Annotated in this window: 15 protein-coding genes and 2 rRNA genes (1 of these 17 running past the window's edge); 13 read left to right on the forward strand and 4 right to left on the reverse strand. The window is 34.8% G+C overall.

Features of this window, described 5'->3' with window-relative positions; translation table 11 throughout:
- The 4 genes from C1H87_RS07685 to C1H87_RS07700 all read left to right on the forward strand — a co-directional run bounded on the left by C1H87_RS07685 (position 1) and on the right by C1H87_RS07700 (position 5,979).
- Positions 1–738: a LytR/AlgR family response regulator transcription factor gene (locus C1H87_RS07685; RefSeq protein ID WP_102755253.1), complete on the forward strand. Its 738-nt coding sequence runs from the start codon at positions 1–3 to the stop codon at positions 736–738.
- A 295-nt stretch (positions 739–1,033) separates the two neighbouring features.
- Positions 1,034–1,801, forward strand: a complete 768-nt coding sequence (locus tag C1H87_RS07690) for a Rossmann-fold NAD(P)-binding domain-containing protein (RefSeq protein ID WP_102755254.1) — start codon at positions 1,034–1,036, stop codon at positions 1,799–1,801.
- Between the two features lie 499 nt (positions 1,802–2,300).
- Complete coding sequence (locus C1H87_RS07695) at positions 2,301–3,680, forward strand: hypothetical protein (protein ID WP_102755255.1); 1,380 nt, start codon at positions 2,301–2,303, stop codon at positions 3,678–3,680.
- Between the two features lie 10 nt (positions 3,681–3,690).
- The gene (locus tag C1H87_RS07700) at positions 3,691–5,979 is read left to right on the forward strand and encodes a hypothetical protein (RefSeq protein ID WP_102755256.1); all 2,289 of its coding nucleotides are present in this window, start codon (positions 3,691–3,693) and stop codon (positions 5,977–5,979) included.
- 308 nt (positions 5,980–6,287) lie between these two features.
- Here the strand turns inward: C1H87_RS07700 and C1H87_RS07705 are convergent, their stop codons facing one another.
- Entirely contained in the window at positions 6,288–7,211 is a 924-nt protein-coding gene (locus tag C1H87_RS07705) for a LysR family transcriptional regulator (RefSeq protein ID WP_102755257.1), read from the reverse strand.
- 100 nt (positions 7,212–7,311) lie between these two features.
- Here C1H87_RS07705 and C1H87_RS07710 point away from each other — a divergent pair, with 100 nt between their 5' ends.
- From C1H87_RS07710 to C1H87_RS07750, 9 genes are all read left to right on the forward strand, one after another.
- Positions 7,312–7,611 carry a hypothetical protein gene (locus tag C1H87_RS07710; protein ID WP_102755258.1) on the forward strand — a complete coding sequence of 100 codons (300 nt, stop codon included), beginning with the start codon at positions 7,312–7,314 and terminating at the stop codon, positions 7,609–7,611.
- Positions 7,612–7,747: 136 nt separating this feature from the next.
- The gene (locus C1H87_RS07715; RefSeq protein ID WP_102755259.1) at positions 7,748–9,415 is read left to right on the forward strand and encodes a peptidase domain-containing ABC transporter; all 1,668 of its coding nucleotides are present in this window, start codon (positions 7,748–7,750) and stop codon (positions 9,413–9,415) included.
- Entirely contained in the window at positions 9,408–10,766 is a 1,359-nt protein-coding gene (locus C1H87_RS07720; RefSeq protein WP_102755260.1) for an HlyD family secretion protein, read from the forward strand. The genes C1H87_RS07715 and C1H87_RS07720 overlap by 8 nt, the downstream gene beginning before the upstream one ends.
- Positions 10,766–12,193, forward strand: a complete 1,428-nt coding sequence (locus tag C1H87_RS07725; RefSeq protein ID WP_102755261.1) for a TolC family protein — start codon at positions 10,766–10,768, stop codon at positions 12,191–12,193. Before C1H87_RS07720 ends, C1H87_RS07725 begins: the two co-directional genes overlap by 1 nt.
- A 160-nt stretch (positions 12,194–12,353) precedes the next feature.
- Positions 12,354–12,887, forward strand: a complete 534-nt coding sequence (locus C1H87_RS07730; protein ID WP_102755262.1) for an STM3941 family protein — start codon at positions 12,354–12,356, stop codon at positions 12,885–12,887.
- 173 nt (positions 12,888–13,060) lie between these two features.
- Positions 13,061–14,242 carry a DUF418 domain-containing protein gene (locus tag C1H87_RS07735; RefSeq protein ID WP_102755263.1) on the forward strand — a complete coding sequence of 394 codons (1,182 nt, stop codon included), beginning with the start codon at positions 13,061–13,063 and terminating at the stop codon, positions 14,240–14,242.
- 450 nt (positions 14,243–14,692) lie between these two features.
- On the forward strand, positions 14,693–15,115 hold the full coding sequence (locus C1H87_RS07740) for a hypothetical protein (protein WP_102755264.1): 423 nt from the start codon (positions 14,693–14,695) through the stop codon (positions 15,113–15,115).
- A 347-nt stretch (positions 15,116–15,462) separates the two neighbouring features.
- On the forward strand, positions 15,463–17,565 hold the full coding sequence (locus C1H87_RS07745) for a tetratricopeptide repeat-containing sensor histidine kinase (RefSeq protein WP_158655154.1): 2,103 nt from the start codon (positions 15,463–15,465) through the stop codon (positions 17,563–17,565).
- Positions 17,555–18,202 (forward strand): response regulator transcription factor, encoded by a 648-nt coding sequence (locus tag C1H87_RS07750; RefSeq protein ID WP_102755266.1) that lies wholly within the window; start codon positions 17,555–17,557, stop codon positions 18,200–18,202. The genes C1H87_RS07745 and C1H87_RS07750 overlap by 11 nt, the downstream gene beginning before the upstream one ends.
- A gap of 16 nt (positions 18,203–18,218) precedes the next feature.
- On the opposite strand, the gene C1H87_RS07755 is transcribed toward C1H87_RS07750, so the two are convergent.
- The 3 genes from C1H87_RS07755 to C1H87_RS07765 all read right to left on the reverse strand — a co-directional run.
- Entirely contained in the window at positions 18,219–20,672 is a 2,454-nt protein-coding gene (locus C1H87_RS07755) for a helix-turn-helix domain-containing protein (RefSeq protein WP_102755267.1), read from the reverse strand.
- 218 nt (positions 20,673–20,890) lie between these two features.
- Positions 20,891–20,998, reverse strand: a 5S ribosomal RNA gene (gene rrf, locus C1H87_RS07760).
- A gap of 147 nt (positions 20,999–21,145) precedes the next feature.
- Positions 21,146–23,049 (reverse strand): 23S ribosomal RNA (locus C1H87_RS07765) (it continues 917 nt past the right edge of the window).

The raw sequence follows: 23,049 nt of genomic DNA on the forward strand, positions 1-23,049 counted from the left end.
ATGAAACCCCTACATATACTCCTATTGGAAGATAGTATTAATGACATGCAACAGATTATTAATCATTTATCTGAAAATTACAGTATTACAACGGTTAATAGCCTGCAAAAGGCTAAAAATGTTTTAGAATCTTCAAATTTCGATTTTGCAATTCTAGATATAAGTATAAATGGTAAACCCGAAGGCATTGAACTTGCCAAGCATATACAATCGTTAAAATCGCCTATTCCATTTTTATTTCTTACAGCAACACAAAGCAGGACTATTTTTGAGCAAGCCAAACTTACCTTACCATTTACATATCTTTTAAAACCATTTAACGCTATAGAGTTACAGTATTCTATAGAGCTTGCTATTGAGAAACATTTCCAGCAAGAAAACAAGCAGGGATTAAACAAAGAAGACATTTTAACCCCAGATTATATTTTTATAAAGAATCAAGGAAAAATACTTAAAGTCATCATCGACGATATTGAATATGTAGAAGTTGAAGAAATCTACTGTATGCTATATAGCGAAAAAGAAAAATATCTGGTCAGGCTCTCACTAACAAAAATAAAAGACATCCTTCTTCAAAAAAAGTTTATCCAAATACATAGAAAAATCCTGGTAAATTTAAACGAAATTAAAACGCTTAACTTATCCGAAAACACCGTTTATTTAAACTCTGGCGCGCAAGTTACTATAAGCGAACGTTATAAAAAGAAATTCCTACAAAACCATTCTATCCTTAAATAATAGTTACGGGCGCTTACAAGTTATCTTTATTGATGAAAATCAGGTTATTACAAATTATCTTTTCTTTATAAAAATGTAGGTACGCTTATCTTAAAAAAGCGATCATTTACAACATAGCCCCTTACGCTTATCTACTTTTTAATTATTAGCATGCTTTTTCACCTCAACTTTACATGTAATCTCCAAATAAGATTATTGGAGAAACTCTGAAAAAACAAATCGTAAAAAACAGAAAAGAGTATAGAAGCCCCTATTAGGCTGATAGCATTTACATCACCTATAAAAACTAAGCTACATGGGATCATTAACTTTAGATACTGCTTATATTATTAGTTTTGCCATCCTAACAATATCAACTATTGTATCAAGACTAGAACTCGTTATTATTTCATCACTTTATGTTGACTCTAATACTTCAAAAAGGGAACTAAATCAAAACGTATTAAAATGGAAGGTTTTTAATTATGTTATCTTGATATGCTCATTTTTTTCGGGCCTGTTATTTTTTTGCAACGAACATATACTCTTTAAATTCTTCTTTTACCTAACCGCAATTGGATTAATTTATTCATACTCTGTAAAAAAAACCAGCAAAGATGGCTCGGATCAAATACGGGTTTTAGCATACTTTTCTTTTATTTTATGTCTGCTATTAGATAATGAAATTGGTAAAGTAATAACCATTGGATCTTTAGGAGTACAGGGTTTAATTGCATACACTACATCTGGACTAACCAAAGTATTTTCTAAACATTGGAAAAAAGAAGATATTTTAATCGGGTCTTTAGGCACATATTCATACGGTACGCCTAACACCCTAAGTTTTCTTAAAAAGTCTCCTTTACTAGAAAAATTATTATCCCATTTAACAACGGCTGCCATGTTAGCCATACCTATATGTTTTTTTATCCCCTACCAATACCCCTTACTTGTAGCTTTGGGATGCATACTAGTTTTTCATTTTTCTACGGCGGTGTTGGTAGGTTTAAACGATTTCCTGTTTACATTTCCCTTAACCTATCCCGGTATATTAATACTACATTCATTAATATTTAGCTTTTAAAACCAACCGAAATTATCGATTAGAAAACCACACAATTGTTCAGCGTAAGCACTTACCTCGAAAAGGGCAAATCTTTCATAAAAAAAACAACAATTCTTACAGTGTGTGCTTTTTTTATGTATTTTTAAAATGTTATTTACCTAACGCATCATTGGTTCTCTCTACCAATAACTTTTAATAGCAATTTGAAGACGTATCTCACATCAATTTTATGATGTGATTACTTTTAAGTAAACGAAGTTTAAAACCAAATCTATATGGAACAGAAATTCGGATTTACAAAATTGCCTATTACTCCCCTATGGATCTGGGTACTAAAATTTAAAATAACCAAATCCCTATCGATCGCTCAACAGCAAACCAAGCTGAATTCCACAACGTATTTATTTGAAAACATACGGTTAACATAATTGAGACATGCTTCATCAAAATAATTTGATTGCTACAATTTAAATCTCAGTTAATTATGAACTTTAAATTATCAAAACACGCTTAACCAATGAAACTAGATGATTATCCCTGGATTAAAAGACACTTTGCCGAACGTAAATTAATAGCTAGCAAAGAAGGTAAAATTTCTTTATTTCAGTTTATAGGCTTTGCTCTAATAGTAATAGGGGTTATATATATTCTTTTCAAAATTTTTAGCGCCAGTGCAGATGCCACTAGCGCTATTAGTGGCGAAAGAATTGCTATTGCCTTTTTTATAGTTATGCTAGGCGTTTCTTTTGCTTTCCCTTCCCTGTTACAAGACCAGAACAAGGGATTAAGCACCATGCGAATAGTCGTATTTATGATAACTAACGTTATTTGCTTACTACTATTAAAAATCGGCTGGAATGTAACTAGCTTAACCGAACTTGGTGTTGATCAATATTGGGTAGGTATTATAGCGTTTGTTTTTGGAGCAAAAGCTACACAAGCCTATTTTGAAAGTAAAATGGCTGTTCCAAAAGAAGCACCGCAAAAGGTTGGCATAGCGGCACTAACATATTCTCAAGCAGATATTGCAAAACTGGCTCTTGAACAAAACCAGAACATCTTAATGCATAAGTTTCCAAATATTGAATCTATAAGCGATGCTGTTCACGACATGAACCAAGAACGAACACACGTTATTTCTATATATCTTAAAGATAATAACACCAGCGGCATCCCCGAAATGTTAGAAGTAAATATGCCCGATGGAACTAGAAAAACAATTTCCACAGAAATAATCGAAGATGTTGGCGAAGGCGGTATACAATGTAGCCAATACGACGATTATAAAACCGAAAACATTACAGGTTCTGTTTGTTGTATGGCAGAAACCTCAAACCAAGAAAAAGTATTGGTTACATCGGGGCACATATATACCGGACTTAGACTATTAAACCACGGAGGCTGGTTAAGCAATGCCCAAGCTAAGTGGGTAGAATTAAACGGTGAAAAAACAATCGGGAAATGGATTTTCCAGCAAATAACCTACGTTCAGGATATTGGATTAATAGAATTGAACGACACCAATGCGAACCATGATCTTATAACATTTGGGAGCAATGGTTTCTACAACATTTCCGATATATCCATTAAAAAAGAAGAAGTTACCCTAATTTCAAGTAAATCGGGACGAAGGGATGGGTATTTGTTAGATCATAATACCACATGGGTTGTGGCATACAGTAACGAAAAACAATATAAAGGCAACATTATTTTAGTTGGCTCAACGCCCCATAGAAATAACAGTAAAACACTTTCGCAAGGAGGTGATTCCGGTGGGCTTGTTTTTCATAAAAATTCACAGAAATTAATTGGAATGATCCTAGGAGGCAACAATAAGTTCACCTGGGTACTTCCTTTAAAAGACACATTCAACTATTTTGAATTAACCCTTATATAAATCTATAAAGATGAAAAAATATTTTATTTTAATTGGACTCATAGCCTTATGTTCTCTAGCTTCATTCGCACAAGACCACACTATTAACTTTGCTATAAAAAATGCCAAGTTAAGTACTCAGAATCTACCAGAAAACGAATTGGCGCTGCCCATTAAAATGGTATTTCCGAAAATTTTTAAAGGAAAAACAATAGAGCTTCGATATAAGGACAATCGTGTTATTTACAAAGGAACATTTGGTACCGACATTAAAACCATTGGTGAAAGTACAAACTATAACGTAGTTATAAACAAAAATCGCGATATCGTAGCTGTGGTCGATCCCGGAACAAAAAACATAAATGAAGATGCCTCAAGCTTTACGGTCAACTTAGGCAATAACAGGGCAAACAAATTCGAAATTAAAATAAGTAATACCAACAGTCAAGACATAAACCAAGTAGCTAAAAATAAAGAAGAACACAAACCGGGTTATTTATTACACGATGCCATTTATATAAACGAAAATTTAAAACCAGGACAACCTAACAATACTATTGCTAAAATATTAAAGTACTACGACATCGATAAAACAAATATTTCAGATAATAAGTACCTAAACGAACAATTAAAAGACGTATTTCAAGTAGATGGAAGCGTTCAAGGGGCTGACGAATCGGGCGTAGACGGTTTAATATCAACCATAGGTGGAGCTAATGTAACGACCATAGCAGACGGTTTCGCCAAATTCATTGTAAAAAGAACAAAACAAGAGCTAACCATCGAGTTTTTTAGTAGGTTCCAAGAAAAATTAGATGAAAGTGAAGATCTACAATCCGTCTTCCCGCAAACATACAGGTCTTTAAGCGCCATAGGAGAAGAAATTTATATGTTTGAAGCCTACATTCAAACCCTAAGGCAAGCCTTTGAAAAAGACCTAAAAACCTTACCAGCCAACCTTCCTCATATAATAGACAATCATGCGACATTCTTTAATGAGAGACCAGAATTGAAAGCAGGCTTATTAACAAGTTTTTATATTGCTGAATCTTTTCAAGAGAAACAGCATCCAGGTGTTATTATCGAAAACTATAAGCACGAATTATGGGACGATACAAAAAACCCTAACTATAAAGCAGCATTTCAAACATTAATACTGTTATCAACTTCGTTAAAGGCTAATAACGATAGTGATAATTACTGGACAACCAAACCAACACTTGAAGAATTATACAAAAATGATAGCTTGTTTAAAATTTATCTTGGGTTATTACAACAAAATGCAAAAAAAGGAGACATCACATTTTATAGCTCAAACAACCCCATTAAAGTTTCCGATTTAATTGACAAATCATTCTCCCAAGTATCCAACATTTCCAAGTATAGAACTTTAGTAAAAGATATATCTCTTAAAACACAGGTTTTAGACGCTAAAATTAGACATTCAAAGGAGATTACCAATGATTCGTTGTCCTTTGAAAACTACTACAGCATAGTTAATTCCTCAATCGACTTAATGAAGACCATTGTTAAAATTGAGTCGCTGCCTCACTTTCCATCAGACTTAGACATCCAAGAAAAGTCAAAAGAATACCTAGATGTAGCACAAACAGCATCCGATATCGTTGTTGACGTAAGTCGAAGAAATTATGCCTCTGCGATTGTAAACACAACATATTTATTTGATACCATTTTTAAAGATCAAGCAAACGAAGATACCCGAAAAGCACTTTTTAAATATGGTTCTTTTATGGCGACAATTGCACAAGCCGATTCATCTGATGAAGTAGAAAAAGCCATTGAAGCCTTTGCCCTTCCTGCTGGTTCGTCTAGAATTAAAAGACAGACAGCTTTTAATGTATCTTTAAATGCATATTGCGGACTATTTACCGGGATTGAAAACATTAAAGGTGTTGACGACGGAGAATGGAATAGTTATGGCGTAACCGCTCCAATAGGTTTCTCCATTAGTAAAGGGCATTCCGTTTTGTTTTTTAACACGCCTAAAAAAGGCTGGTCTTCATCATTGTTCTTTTCCGTAGTCGATCTAGGTGCCATTGCGGCATTCAGGTTTACAGATGATAAAGCCGAACGTGTCCCAGATATTGAATTAAAGGATATTGTTTCTCCCGGAGTATTTTATTCATTAGGCATACCCAAAAGCCCCATTTCAATTAATGCAGGTTGGCAAGTAGGGCCGTTATTAAGAAAAGTTAATCTTGATGAGAACACCTTTGGAAAAAGCTATTCCAGATTTAGTCTATCTATAGTCGTGGATATCCCTATTTTAAACTTATATACAAAGAGCAGCAAAAATTGATTTTTTAAGTTACGGCAAACATTATAGAGGTTTAAAAATAATGTAAAGATAGTGAGGCTCCTCACTTGCCTTGGCTTTAGTTTATTAAGCATAAACGAAGTGTAAAGTGGCAGGTAACATTATTAGTGTATTTATCATTAGAATTAGGTTTTTTCTATATCGCCTACTTATTATACCTCTGATAACTTAACGGTTATCGAAATGGTTTATTCTTTTGCATAACTTTTAGGCTTGACCGATAATAAATTCTCTCCAGACCTGTCAGGTTTTAAAAACCTGACAGGTCTAAATAACCTTATCACGTACAATTAATAATCTTCAAGCCAACCAAAATGTTCCTTTATAATAGCTTCTTTGTTTTCTTGAATATGATTTATAAAAGCTTTGGCCACCAAAGAAAGGTTTTTCGATTTAAGCCAAATTAAATTCCATGTTGTTTCAATGGGTAACCCCTTAGCTTTTATAATCTGTAACTCAAACATATTTAGAGAATTCTTAATACCAATAAGTGGCATGATAGATACGCCCAACCCAGCTATAACAGCTTGTTTAATGGCTTCATTAGAAGTAAGTTCCATTTTTTTATAAACAGACAGTTCATGTTTTGCTATATATTGTTCCATCGCCAATCGTGTAGCAGAACCATGTTCTCTAAATATAAGCGGTAATCGTTCAAAACCATATCTAGGTATATTATGAGGCTTACCTGTATATTCATCCCCTCCTACCAGAAAAAGTTTATTTTTCATAAGCTCAATACGTTCAATCGAAAGATTTTTGGGTCTTGTAGATACCATTGCAAAATCAACTTCATTATTTTCCAGACTTTTCACCACTGTTGCCTTATTGGTTACATCCATAATTAAATCTACGTCCTTGTGTTGGTGAATAAAATCTGAAAGCAGATATGGCATGGCATATTTTGCCGTAGAAACAATTGCTATTTTGAGCTTCCCAGCAAGTTGTCCATGATAACTTTTAGATTTATAGTTCATTGCCTGAACCTCGTCCAAAATTCTTTTAGCAGCTTGAGCTATTTCGTCACCAAACTCTGTGATGTACAATTTTCTGCCTACAATTTCAAAAAGAGGCATATTAAACTGCTCTTGAAACTTTTTTAGTTGAATAGAAACCGCTGGTTGGGTTAAATACAACGCTTCCGAAGCCTTTGTAACACTTTTTAACTCAGCTACTTTACTAAAAATCTCTAGTTGATGCAATGTGTAGTTCATAAATAATGTTTATATACAACATAATAAATATAAATAAAAATATATAAATAATTCGATAGATATTTGCAGAAAGAAATAAAAACATATTAAATTTTTTATTATGAAAAGCACAACAGCAACAAAAACAGAGCAAAAAATAAATTTAATTGACGGATATTTTACAATCAGCGAAGCCGCAGATATTATCAATAGTATCTTAACAGTAAAGATCAATTTTCACAAACTACAGCGTCTATCTAAAACAGAGGGTAACGAAAAAAACAAATGTGAGTATGACAACAGTCGTATAGACGAATTAATAAATGAACAGCAAACAGCCAAAGCTTTCTTTAAAAACGTTGGCAACCTAGGAAAGAAACTAAAAATTAATAGCACGATACACATGACGCTCGAAAATTAAAACACCCTGAGTTTTCAATACACATTTAAAATTATTAACCCTTATTTACTTTTTACTTTACAAAAATTCATAACCTAGGTTAGCTAACTATCCTATTAGAAATTTTTGTATCCAATTTACTTAACACTATACATTAATGAAAGAACCTATGTCACCCTGGCAACGTTTTATTGGCTTGTTACAACTAGACAAACGAGACATTAGACAAATATTTTACTACGCTATTTTTGCAGGAGTAGTGGCGCTTTCCCTGCCTTTAGGGATACAAGCAATTATCAACCTTATTCAAGGTGCACAAATCTCTTCGTCATGGGTTGTTTTGGTGGTTCTTGTTACATTAGGCGTAGCCTTTCAAGGTGGTTTGCAATTAATGCAAATACGGATTCTGGAAAGCATTCAGCAAAAAATATTTACACGCTCTTCATTTGAATTTGTTTACCGTTTTCCCAAAATTAAAGTAAGCGAACTAAGCAACTACTATCCGCCAGAAATAGCCAATCGTTTTTTCGATACGCTTACAGTACAAAAAGGGCTGTCTAAACTATTAATAGATTTTCCGGCGGCAGTACTTCAAATTCTATTGGGAATTATGCTACTTTCATTTTATCACGCCTTCTTCATTATTTATGGTATTTTATTGCTTGCCCTTATATATATCGTATTCAGGTTTACCGCAAAAAAAGGGCTGGAAACGAGTTTAGAAGAATCGAAAAACAAATACAAAGTAGCACACTGGATACAAGAAATAGCAAGATCTTTGGTAAGCTTTAAACTTTCAGGGAAAACAGATCTGGCTATGGAACGTAACGATAAGCTCACAACTGCCTATCTGGAAGCCAGAGAGAGCCACTTTAAAATATTAATTACCCAATTCATGCAAATGGTAGGGTTTAAAATTCTGGTAACCGCTGGGCTTTTAATAATCGGAGGATTATTGGTTTTAAATCAGCGTATGAACATTGGTCAATTTGTAGCAGCAGAAATCATCATTCTATTAGTTATTGGTTCTGTTGAAAAATTAATCACAGGGTTAGAAACGTTTTACGATGTCTTAACATCCTTAGAAAAAATAGGTCAGGTAGTAGATAAAGAACTAGAGCAACAAGAAGGTATAGATCCTTTCGCTACCATACAACCTTTAAAAATAGAATTAGAACATGTTTATTACACTTCTTCAGATAATATTGATATTCTAAAAGATATTAGCCTTACCATAGGTGAAAAAGAACGTTTACTTTTAGATGGTACAGCAGGTTCTGGAAAATCAACTTTGTTAAAACTTTTATCTGGACTTATACCTCCTACTAAAGGATCGTTGTATGTTAATGAAACTTCCATTAAAGGCATATGGCCTAATCGCTACCGTAGTAAAATAGGGCAGATTTTACCAGAACAACACCCCTTTGAAGGAACGATTTTAGAAAATATTACATTTGGAGATACCTTGATTTCTAGAGACCGCGTAAACGAAGTTCTTAAAAACATAGGGTTATTACCCTTTATTAAAGAACAACCTAACGGGTTAAACACAATGCTCTATCCCGAAGGTCAACAGATACCATATACAATTTCAAAACGTATTTTGTTAGCAAGAGCCATAGTTCACAAACCGCAACTACTCTTGCTTAAAGACCCTTTAGAGCATTTTGAAACTCAGGATGCACAAACCATAGTTGAGTACTTAACAGATAGCAAGCACCCATGGACCATTATTGTTTCCTCTCGAAATGCACTTTGGAGAAAATACTGTACAAAGACCATAAAGCTTAATAAAGGCACCTTAAAAACGAATAACAATGCTTAATATCTCACACAATCAGCTTAATAAAAAAGTAACTCTTGAGGGATATGGTGCTTTCGAAAAAGCCTTTAAATCCCGCCATTTCAGGATATTCAATAAACTCCTGCTTATCTTTGGAATTATTGCCATTCTTATTCTTTTTTTGCCCTGGACACAGAATGTAACAGGCAAAGGTTTTGTAACAACACTAACCCCAGATCAAAGACCGCAAACCATTCAGTCGCCTATTCCCGGGCGTATTGAAAAATGGTATGTACGCGAAGGCGATTATGTAAAAAAGGGAGACACCATTCTATTTATATCCGAGATTAAAAACGAATACCTAGATCCTAAACTTGTAGAGCGAACAAAGGCACAACGCGATGCAAAAAGTCGTTCCGTACAATCTTATCATGGAAAGATAACTGCTCTTGGAACGCAAATTTCCGCACTCAAACAAGAGCGAGAATTAAAATTGCAGCAAAGTAAAAATAAGCTAATCGTATCTCGATTAAAAGTAAAAAGTGACAGCATAGATTTACAAGCCGCAAGAACAAACATGATGATTGCAGAACGCCAGTTCAATCGTACACAAACATTGCAAAAAGAAGGTTTAAAGGCTGTTACAGATGTTGAAGGAAAGCGTTTGAAATTACAAGAAACCCAGGCCAAGTTGATCTCACAAGAAAATAAATTGCTTAGCAGTCGTAATAGTGTTATCAATGCTCAAATAGAAATAAGTCGTATAGAAGCTTCGTATGCCGATAAAATTGCCAAGGCAAGCAGCGATCGTTTTACGGCAGAATCCAGTCAGTTTGAAGCAGAAGCAGAAGTAAGCAAGCTAGACAATGCCTCCGCTAACTACGAAATACGTAATGCCCTGTATTATATTACGGCGCCACAAAACGGCTACATTAACAAAGCCTTAAGGGCAGGTTTGGGAGAGACTTTTAAAGAAGGTGAAAAGCTTGTTGGCATTATGCCTGCTAACTACGATTTAGCTGTTGAAACCTATGTAAACCCTATTGATTTACCATTAATTCATCCAGGTGAAAACGTTCGTATTCAATTTGACGGATGGCCTGCTATTTTCTTTAGAGGATGGCCAAATGCGTCTTTTGGAACCTATGCTGGAAAAATAGTTGCTATTGAAACTTTTATTAGCGAAAACGGGAAGTTTCGTGTGCTCATTGCACCAGATAAAGATGAAGAAACATGGCCTAAAGGCGTACGTGTAGGGTCTGGAGCCTTCACCATAGCCTTGCTTGAAAATGTGCCTATATGGTATGAGATATGGCGACAGTTTAATGGTTTTCCCCCTAATTACTACACGCCAGATAATGAACAACAAACGAAAGCTAAAACTAAAAAATAATGAGTCCCCGAACTAATTATATAGCAACACTCGTTTTATGTGTTTTGGTGCAAATAGGCTTTGCTCAAGAAAACTCAAATTCATTAGAGCGCATATTAACTTTTGAAGAATATTTGGGTTACGTAAAACAGCATCATCCCTTACTTAAACAAGCTAATTTACAATTAAGTATAGGCGAGGCAAACCTATTGCGTGCAAGAGGTGGTTTTGACCCAAAAATTGAAATTGATTACAACCGAAAGAAGTTTAAAAAAACAGAATATTACGATCAATTAAATGCAACCTTTAAAATACCAACCTGGTATGGTATTGAATTTAAAGCAAACTTTGAAGAAAATATGGGAGCATTTCTAAATCGTAACCAAACCTTACCAGATGGCGGACTGTATGCTGCCGGTGTATCCTTTTCTGTAGCCCAAGGCTTTTTAATAAACGAGCGTATGGCTATGCTAAAAAAGGCACGTTTCTTTGTAAATCAAACAAAAGCAGAAAGGGATTTATTGGTAAACAATCTCGTTTTCGAAGCTAGTAAGGCCTATTTTAAATGGGTAGAAGCACATAACGAACAAACCATATACTCAAGATTTCTTAATAATGCCGAAGTGCGTTTTCAAGGTGTAATACGAAGCGTTGAAACAGGAGACAAGGCCGCTATTGATACTATTGAAACTCGGATAACAATACAAAACAGGCGCCTTAATTTGGAAGCTGCCCGCTTAAAAATGAGAAAAGCAGCTTTAAAAGCGAGTAATTATTTATGGCTTAACGATATTCCTTTGGAAATACAAGAAACCGTGTTACCAGAGTCGCCAAACAATTCGGTTATAGAAAGTTCTCTATATCTTGAAGAGGTTATGAACGATCTTGAAATGCTAACAAATCATCCCAAACTTAGAAGTTTAGATGCTAAAGTAGAAAGTCTTAAAGTAGATCGGTTTTTAAAACGAAACAAACTGTTACCTAAGCTCGATTTACAATACAACTTTCTTACTCCGGATGTCGATCAATTTAACAGCTTTAACACAGCAAATTATAAAGCTGGATTAAACTTTAGTTTTCCTTTATTTCTTCGCAAGGAGCGTGGTAACGTACGATTAGCCAATTTAAAATTACAAGATGCTAATTTCGAAAGAGTTTCTACTTCATTATCCCTTCAGAATAAAATAACGGCTATTAATACCGAAATAAATTCATTACAGAAACAAAACGTATTGATCAATAATATTGTTAAAGACTACGAAACAATGTTAAGAGCCGAGGAACGCAAATTTCAATTAGGAGAAAGTTCTGTGTTTTTAATCAACTCTCGCGAACAAAAATTACTTGAAGCAAACCTAAAAGCAAATACGTTACAAATTAAATCCTTAAACGCTAATGCAAGTTTATATAATGCTTTAGGCATTCCTGAACCCGCTATGATTCCTTAAAACACTTTTACTTATAGATAAACTTTAAGAAATAGATTTAATAGAAGCTTGAAAAGTAAGTTCAATGGCATTTCAGTCCTCATACCAAAACTATTTACTGGGATTTTTAAAACAATTAAACAAATTGTTTTAAATTTATTGAACTGATTTTAACAAAAATATGGATGACAAAATTGAAATCGAATTAAGTAAAACCAAAATCGTGTTACTACTAATAGGCGCAATGATCTTTGTTGCAATAGGTCTCCTATTTATAGTTAGTCCTGAAAAATTTGCATTATCCCAATTTCGAAACCCTCATGTTTTAAGAATTATAGGAATAGCTTCTGCTGGCTTTTTCGGACTCTGTTTAGTCTTTGGTGCAAGAAAATTATTTGACAGCAAAATAGGATTAACCATTGACCAAAATGGCATAAACGATAACACAAATGCAACGAGTATCGGATTAATTGAGTGGAGAGATATTACAGGCGTAAAAACGGTTCAAGTTGCTTCAACAAAAACCTTAATGGTTCTAACCAACAATCCCGAAAAATACATTGACCGAGCTAAAAACGCAATTTCCAAACGAGCCATGAAAGCCAATTCTAAAATGTACGGTTCTCCCCTTTCTATAATATCCAGTTCATTGAAAATAAAACATAATGATTTGGAAAAGTTAATTATCACAGAACTACAAAAAAGAGGCAAATAACAGGCGATATAACTACGATTCCCTTAACCTAGATTCTACGACAATAAAATTGCAGACCATACTAAATTACCACTATAATAGTATGCCCGTTTTCCTTTTTTAAATTCACGTAAATTAATTATCTTCCATAACTTTTTAATTATAAGAAATTACTAAAACGCTCAGCCCTAATCATGAAAAGAGAAAGAATAGTTATTGTTGATGCTTTAAGAGGCATCGCACTTTTACTAATCGTGCTAATTCACTACGTAGAGCACTTCGATTTTTTTAAACAACCTGAGATTAACTTTCTGTTTTCAAACAATTTTGATTCTCAAGTCATGCATGCTACTTTTCTACTAATTAGCGGAAAAGCCTATTCTATATTTGCCCTACTATTTGGTTTAAGTTTCTACATCCAAATGAACAACAAAGAATCAAAAGGAATAAATTACAGTACAAAATTCTTCTGGAGAATGCTTATTTTACTAGTAATTGGTTTTATTCATTCCCTTTTTTACAGAGGAGATATACTTCATATTTACGCACTGTTATCTCTACCGGTTATTCCTTTGTATAAAGTAAAAACAAAATATTTATGGCTAATAATTGTTTTATTGATTATTCAGATACCATTTTTATACCATCTAGTTCAAACATTTATTACTCCTAATTACGAATATGTAGAACCGTTAACAGGACATTTTGCCATTGGCAACGACATTTATGCCACAGGTTCTCTTTACGATGTTATGAGTTATAATTTTTGGAAAGGTAGAATAACCGCATGGGCGTGGACATTTAACAACGGCAGGTATCTTCAACTTATAGCGCTCTTTATAGTAGGGATAATACTGGGGCGAAAAAGGGTATTTGAGCAAATCGATGCTTGTAAAAAGGGTATTAAAACCACCCTAATAACAAGTTTAATACTGTATGCCATATTATTCTTTGTTAAGAAAGAATTGCTGACCATGGATTTTTCAGCTATGCAAAAACAATTTATGGGTACGTTATTAACTTCGTTTATTAATTTATGCATTACTTCTACCATCATTTGTTTAACCATTTTGGTCTATAACAAATTTAAACATGCATTTATATTTAAACTATTTTCGGCCTATGGTAAAATGAGTCTTACCAATTATGTTGCGCAAGCCCTTTTTGGCGTAATATTCTTTTATGGATTTGGATTAGCTATGTATCGTTATTTAGGTTCAACCTGGAGTTTAATCCTTGGGGGTGTTATATTCTTTGTACAGGCGTATATAAGTAAATATTGGAACAAGAATTACTATTACGGGCCTTTAGAATGGTTATGGCGCTGTGCAACAGACCTTGACTTTAATGTAAAGTTTAAACGGAAAACGGTATAATATTAGCGAATTATCAGAACTTTTATTCGATTATAAAAATTCTTAAAAATGGGTATACAACGTTTACTAACTTGAATCACATACGAACTTATTGGATTTGAACTACGCGGCAAAAACTCCCTTTTTCAGATTTGGAAAAATTTCAAAAAATAAAGACACTTCTAAACGTTTAAAAACAATACTCAATTCATAGTTATAAAAATAGATGACTCGGTTGAAGAGGATACATTTAAGCACAATTCAAACAAAAACTCACATTAACCTAGCAAAATGTTAACCAAACCAACTTCGCTCCCCCCTGTTTTCAGGGTATAGATTTTCACTAAAAAGGGTGTTTTCTACTCCAGGCATCTCCCCCATCTTTGTAATGTGAATTTTTGGTCTTTATATCACGTACTAAAAAAACATCACAAACAATAAACTAATATTAACCCTTAAAATCTAAAAACTATGACCTGGGGAATCACATTAATCTTATTAAGTATTATAGCAGTACCATCATTATTGCTAGCTAAAAAACCAAACGCCAAAGAACTTCTAGCAAAAATAGAGCCTTACCAAGGCTGGATCGGATTCGGATTCTTTTTCTGGGGAGTTTGGGGTATTATTTCGTCTATATTAAGTATTGGAAGTCTTACACTTTACCCAGTATGGTGGATTACATTATTAGCAGGAAATATAATTGAAGCTGTTCTAGGTTTCATGCTAGGTTTTGGTTTAATTAATAAGTTCGTTTTATCAAAAAGTGAAGCTGGAGCCGAAAAAGGGATGCGTTTAAGAGAAAAGCTAGCACCAAAACAGGGTAAACTTGGAATTCTAGGTTTAATAGTAGGGATCTGGATAATCGTGGCTTCTTTCTTGCCTGCTTTTTAACCCCCACTCTTTAACTAATTACGGTCGCAAAAATCTATTGTAGATAAACACCGTAATAAATTAAAGTCTTTTAGGTGTACAATATATTAACATGTATAAAAGAATACACTACACACCTACTTTATTTCATAATGTCGTATTAATTAAATGATACGGCATTATGATATTAAGAAATATAGAACGTTCTGGTAATATGTCTTTTTTTTAAAATAATAAAGAGTTAGTTATTAATTACAAACCGATACAGATAATCTTAATTTCAAGAATGTCGGTATTCTGTAAAAATTAATACATTTGTTTATATGCTCCGATTTTTACGAAAACTTGTTGTAATTAACCTCTATACCATGTCGCTTTTTCTTCTGGCTCAAGCTAACGGAGATGTGAAGCCACACATAAAAAAAAGCATCGATATAGAATACAAAGAGAAAGAAAAAATCGATCAAGCTTTTAATCTTCTCAATAATAACAAGGAAAAAGAAGCCCGTGAAATTGCCCATAATCTATTACTAAAAAGAAAACTGGATACGCGATCTAAAACTAATGCTAACCTACTATTGGCACATTATTTTAACAACAGGGAATTAATCGATTCTTCCTTATTCTACGCCAATCAAACGTTGAAAGTCGGAGCATTAGTCGAAAATGACTCATTAAAAGATAGACTTTATGGTTTAGTTTACAATTTATTTGCTATCAACTATAAAAAGAAAGGCTTATACGAAGAAAGCAGCAAATGGCATATAAAAGGTATTGACATTTCACAAAAATACAATGAAACAAACCTTTATTACACACACACCCATGGACTAGCCAATGCTTATAGAGAAATGGGTAATTATAGCCGTTCGTTAAAGCTGTTTAAGGAATGTTTAACCTATAAAGGAGATAAAGAGATTATATATGGAAGCCTTATTAATATTGGTACTATTTATTCAAAACTAAAAGATTATAAGTCTTCTAATGAATATTACCAAAAGGCATTAAAACTTGTTAGGGAAGATGAAAGATATAGTGCTCTTGTGGTAATTAAAATAAACATGGCTACAAACTATCAAGATCAAAACGATTTCAATAAAGCCATCACACTGTACAATGAAGCCATCGAAATAGCAGAAAAAAAAGAGTACAAACAGCTTGCTTTAATTGCTCGTCTTAAAATAGGTAGTATTTATGTAGATTTAGAAAATTATAAAAATGCGGAAATGGTGTATTCATCTGGCTTGCACGATGCTGTAGAATTAGGTTACTTAAATGAAGAAAAGATTATTTACGATAACTTAAAAGATATTTACATTGAGCAACACGATTATAAAAAGGCACTTCATTGTGCAACACAATCTTTCAGGGTTAAAGATTCTATTAACAAATTGCAAAAAGACAAAGAAATTGATGAGTTAGAGGTACAATATAAAACCCTACAAAAAGAAAAAGAAATAAAGGTACTGCAAGTAGAAAATTATAATCGAAAATTAGAACTTAAAAATCAAGACGAGGCCATAAAGAACCTTAAATTGCAACAAGAGGTGGAAAAAAAGGAAAACGAAAACCAAATTTTATCCTTTCAGAATGCATCAGAAAAAAAGCTCAACGAAATTGCACTATTAAAAAAAGATCAAGAAATTCAGGAAACAGAACTCATTAGAGAAAAGAGTATCAAAAACACCATCTTGTATTCCTTTCTAATACTACTCATTCCAATTATTGGTTTACTTATTATTTACTATCAAAAACTTCAGACGCAAAGTGAATTAAACAAAAAACAAGAAGAAATAAGTGAACAAAAAATTTCATCATTAATCAAAGATCAAGAATTAAAAGTAATTAAAGCATCCATAAAGGGTCAGGATAAAGAAAGAAAGCGTATTGCTCAAGAATTACATGATAGCATTGGGGGAAACCTGGCAGCTATAAAACTAAAACTCAACAATTCAATAAATAACAATACCGAAACGGGTTATTTAAGTACAATCAACAATCAAATAGATGATACCTACGAGCTCGTTCGAAGCCTTTCCCATAATTTAATTCCTAAAAAGTTTATTGAAAATAAATTTTGCGATGTACTAGAAGAGTATATCAATAGTATTTGGGGGTCTAACAGTGCTTTTACCGTATACCCCAGAAAAAAGGTAGATCTCTTGGATGAAAACCTTCAAATAGAAATTTTCAAAATTATTCAAGAACTAACAACCAACACCATTAAACACGCCAAAGCCAACTATATTGAGTTACAAATAAATTTAATAGAAAATGAATTGAATATTATGTTCGAAGACAATGGCATTGGGTTTAACCTAAAAAACAATAAAGAAGGTATTGGATTTAAGAACATAAAAAATAGATTAAATAAGTTTCACGGTACCCTTCATGTTGATTCCAGAATTAATAGAGGTACCATAATAAATATAGAAACTCCAACTCTAACCAAAAATAAAAATGAAGTATAACTTAATTATTGTAGATGACCATAAGATGTTTTTAGATGGTATGCTTAGCATCTTAAATTTAGAAAGTGAATATAACATCTTACTAACTGCCACCAAAGGAGAGCAAATTGTTAAATATTTGGAGATTAATCCTGATGAAAGGGTAGATCTTATTATAACAGATATTTCTATGCCAGAACTGGACGGTATTGCTCTTAACAAAATTGTAAAAGAGAAAAAGAAAAATATAAGAACCCTTATTGTTAGCATGCATAACAATGCCGAAATGATCGATAATCTTATCGAACACGATGCAGATGGTTATGTTCCCAAGAATGCTGAAAAGAATGAATTCTTAGTAGCTATAAAAACAATACTAAAGGGAGAAAAATATTTCTCTAAAGAAATAAAAGACATCTATATAGAAAATAAATTTTCTAAAAAGAAACAAGAGGAGATTAAACTTACCCAAAGAGAAATTGATGTTATTACGCTAATAGCACAAGAGTACACAACACAGGAAATAGCAGACAAATTATTTTTGAGCAAGCATACCATAGAAAGTTACAGAAAAAACCTTATCGCCAAACTCAATGTTAGAAACTTGGCTGGATTAACCAAATATGCATTAAAAATGAGCTACATAAAAAACGAATAGACTACAGACTACTTAATCATTTTTGATTGTTTAAACTATCAAGCACCAAACGTAGTTCTCCATAAGTATATTTATCATCTATTTGATGTTTTAAATCAGACAGATTTTCAAATTTTGTTTTAGGAATAATGGATTTTAGTTCCTTATAATGTGCTTCAGGCATTAAATCCGTAATTTTCACATCTCCTAAGGAAATAAAGCTGGCCAGATGCCCTATAACAGTATTTACGTTCAAATCCCTTTCTAAAGCAATTGCATCTGGAGACTTACCTGCTTTAAATAAGTCTAGAGATATCTTTTTAGTATCCCCTTTCTGTCGTTTTGGTTTAGGTTTGGGATCTTCAAAAAAATCTATCTCACTAGCTGCAGATGTTTCAATATCATGCTCGTCGCAATACCCTCGAATAACTTCCAAAATAGCATTTCCATATTTTTCAACACGTACCTTCCCCATACCATTAACCTGTATTAGCTCTTGTTTATTGGTTGGTAAAGTTTCGCACATATCGTACAAAGCCTTTTGTGTAAACACCTGAAAATGTGCCAAATCTTCTTGCTTGGCTATCTCGTTTCGTAACTCACGTAACAATTCGAATAGCTCTAAATTTGTCGTACCATCAATAACCGTTTTTCGAGGTTTTTTAGGTTTTTCTTTAGCAAGAAAAACAGATTTCGCTCGTAATTCTAAAAAGGTTGTTACGTTAAAACCTGTCGTTAAGCCTTCAAAATATAATAGTTTAGACGCTAATAATTCTTCTATAGTATCAAACTGTTTAATGATATCTTTTTCAATCGTCTTATTATCTGTAGTAAAACCAAAAGTTTTGGCTGCAGAACTTAAATGTAATCTTGTTTGCTCCACAAAATAACCAACTGCTTTTATAAAACGATCTTGAATCTCTGGGCTCGACTCGGGAGCTTCTAACGTTTCAGATAGCGTTTTAAGCTGTGCCTTAAACGCATTAGCTACTTTTAGTAACTCCGTAACACAAGATTTCATGGTATTTAAAGGGGCTTCCACCTGACCTTCAATACTAGTTCTGTTCTTATAATAAATATCAAGTATACGTCCTATAGGATGCAGAAATTTATAAAAATCAAATAATTCTGCTATTAAATTCAGCTGAAACTCCGATTGCGATGCTTTTAAAATGTTTTCGTCCGGTTGATTTTCCTCAGCAGTTTTACTAAAAGATAACACCTGATTATCACTGATGATGTGATTAGAGCTTATTTTACTCTTAAGAACCAAACCTTCTAAAGATTTACATCTGCTTAATGCTACATAGGTTTGTCCGTGAGCAAAAGCGCCTTGCGCATCAATAATAGCTTTTTCAAAAGTTAATCCTTGACTTTTATGTATCGTTATAGACCATGCCAATCGCAAGGGCATCTGTGTGTAAGATCCTATTTTATTTTCGGTAATGGCTTTTGTTTCCTTATCTACAGTATAATTAATATTTTCCCAAACTTCTGGTGTAGTTACAATATTAAAATCATCTTCCTGGCAGTGTACAATTACTTCACTTTTATCCAAATGAATCACCTTACCAATCTTCCCATTAAAATAACGCTTTTCGGTTGAGCTATCGTTTTTAATAAACATGACCTGCGCACCAACTTTTAAAGTCAATTCTTCTTTATTGGGATAGGCATATTCTGGAAACTTTCCTTCTACAACGGCATTATATGTACGCTCCTCTGTTTTAAGTTTGTCTAGCTCTGCGTTGTTGGTATGTTCAGCCTTATTGTTATGCGTTGTTAAAGAGATATAGCCTTCTTTTTCATCTGGCACAAAATCTGGCTGAAAACGTTTGTTTAATTCTTCTGCCGAAGCTTGCGTTAGCGCATTAGTGCGTATTTCATTAAGAATTTTAATAAACTTAGGGTTATCCTGTCTATAAATATGATTTAACTCGATAGTAATGGCATCACACTGCATATAGGCCTGACTACTAAAAAAGAATCCGTTTTTATAAAAAGACTTCAGCAATTCCCATTCATCTTCTTTTATAATAGGGGATAATTGTTGCAGATCGCCTATCATTAATACTTGTACCCCTCCAAACACCTTATTTCTATTCTTAAAGCGTCTTAAAACCCTGTCGATACCATCAAGTAAATCGGCACGAACCATACTAATCTCATCAATGACTAATAAATCAAGAGATTTAATAATGTTTATTTTATTCTTGCTAAACTTGCGATTAAAACCAGAATTAGTGCTTGAGTCGGCATCTGGTAAAAGTGGGCCAAAAGGCATTTGAAAAAAAGAATGTATTGTTACGCCTTTTGCATTAATAGCAGCAACTCCTGTAGGAGCCACGACAACCATACGTTTTAGAGATTTCATTTTTAGCTTGCGCAAAAAAGTAGTTTTCCCAGTACCAGCTTTCCCTGTTAAGAATACATTTCTATCGGTATTATTAACAAAATTCCAGGCTAAATCAAGCTCTCTATTCTCTGTCATTGTGTTGATTATAAAAACGAACTAAAGATAAGAAACCAACTACGAGTTATACACTAAAAACGCTTAAATAATTTAGACGTTATAAATCTTTCTAATCAAATCTATTTGAAAAACAGATTGCCACGTCACTAGTAAGCCCTCTAAGTGGTATTGGATCTATTAATTATGGGTATGTATAAAAACAAAAGACCCTTCATATTTCTATGAAGGGTCTCCAAAAAAGGCAACGACCTACTCTCCCACAAATGCAGTACCATCGGCGCTAATGGGCTTAACTTCTCTGTTCGGAATGGTAAGAGGTGAGCCCCATCGCTATAACCACCTTAAGTCTTTATCCTGAACTCGTTTCAGGATCTCTTTCTTTAAAAGAAAGATTAATATCTTAACATACTGAAAAAAACACACATGATTCACATTATTACTCATATCGCTTTTTGTTCGCTGGGCGAAGTCGAAGCGTAAAAAAACAGGCGTACAATAAGCCTATGGGTTATTAGTACTACTCGGCTGTGACATTACTGCCTTTACACCTGTAGCCTATCAACGTGGTCATCTCCCACGACCCTTTAAAGAAATCTCATCTTGTGGTGGGTTTCGCGCTTATATGCTTTCAGCGCTTATCCCTTCCAAACGTAGCTACTCAGCAATGCTCCTGGCGGAACAACTGATACACCAGAGGTTTGTCCAACTCGGTCCTCTCGTACTAGAGTCAGATCCACTCAAATTTCTAACGCCCACTGTAGATAGAGACCGAACTGTCTCACGACGTTCTGAACCCAGCTCGCGTGCCACTTTAATGGGCGAACAGCCCAACCCTTGGGACCTTCTCCAGCCCCAGGATGTGACGAGCCGACATCGAGGTGCCAAACCCCCCCGTCGATGTGAGCTCTTGGGGGAGATCAGCCTGTTATCCCCGGCGTACCTTTTATCCTTTGAGCGATGGCCCTTCCATGCGGAACCACCGGATCACTATGCTCTTGTTTCCAACCTGATCGACTTGTAGGTCTCTCAGTCAAGCACCCTTATGCCATTGCACTCTGCGCACGGTTACCAAGCGTGCTGAGGGTACCTTTAGAAGCCTCCGTTACTCTTTTGGAGGCGACCACCCCAGTCAAACTACCCACCAAGCACTGTCCTTTCAGATGAAAGTTAGACTCTAGACAAGCAAAGGGTGGTATTTCAACAATGACTCCACAACGCCTGGCGACGCTGCTTCGAAGTCTCCCACCTATCCTACACATTACTTGTCCAAAACCAATACTAAGCTATAGTAAAGGTGCACGGGGTCTTTTCGTCCCACAGCGGGTAATCGGCATCTTCACCGATACTACAATTTCACCGAGCTCATGGCTGAGACAGTGTCCAGATCGTTGCACCATTCGTGCAGGTCGGAACTTACCCGACAAGGAATTTCGCTACCTTAGGACCGTTATAGTTACGGCCGCCGTTTACTGGGGCTTCATTTGAGATCTTCGCCGAAGCTAAACCCTCCACTTAACCTTCCAGCACCGGGCAGGTGTCAGGCCATATACGTCATCTTTCGATTTAGCATAGCCCTGTGTTTTTGATAAACAGTCGCCTGGACCTTTTCACTGCGGCCCCGCATAAGCGGGGCGACTCTTCTCCCGAAGTTACGAGTCTATTTTGCCTAGTTCCTTAGCCATGAATCTCTCGAGCTCCTTAGAATTCTCATCCCAACCACCTGTGTCGGTTTGGGGTACGGGCTGCTTCACTCGCTTTTCTTGGAAGTCGCTTCTCTGGATTATCACCTTGGCCGAGGCCTCAGTGTACTATCGCCGTGTTGCCACTGGCTTCAACGTGCTATTCCGTCAGCACGCACCAAATATACGCCTCCGTCACTTTTAGCGTGAGCAGGTACAGGAATATTAACCTGTTGTCCATCCACTACCCCTTTCGGGTTCGCGTTAGGTCCCGACTAACCCTCAGCTGATTAGCATAGCTGAGGAAACCTTGGTCTTTCGGAGTGCGGGTTTCTCGCCCGCATTATCGTTACTTATGCCTACATTTTCTTTTGTAGCTTCTCCAGAATGCCTCACGGCAAACCTTCGACGACACTACAATGCTCCCCTACCCATCTTTCGATGCCATAGCTTCGGTAGTATGTTTATGCCCGATTATTATCCATGCCGAACCGCTCGACTAGTGAGCTGTTACGCACTCTTTAAATGAATGGCTGCTTCCAAGCCAACATCCTAGCTGTCAAAGCAGTTCAACCGCGTTATTTCAACTTAACATACATTTGGGGACCTTAGCTGATGGTCTGGGTTCTTTCCCTCTCGGACATGGACCTTAGCACCCATGCCCTCACTGCTGATCAACATTTTATAGCATTCGGAGTTTGTCAGGAATTGGTAGG

The organism is Flavivirga eckloniae (assembly GCF_002886045.1).
In the GTDB taxonomy this organism is placed as follows: domain Bacteria; phylum Bacteroidota; class Bacteroidia; order Flavobacteriales; family Flavobacteriaceae; genus Flavivirga; species Flavivirga eckloniae.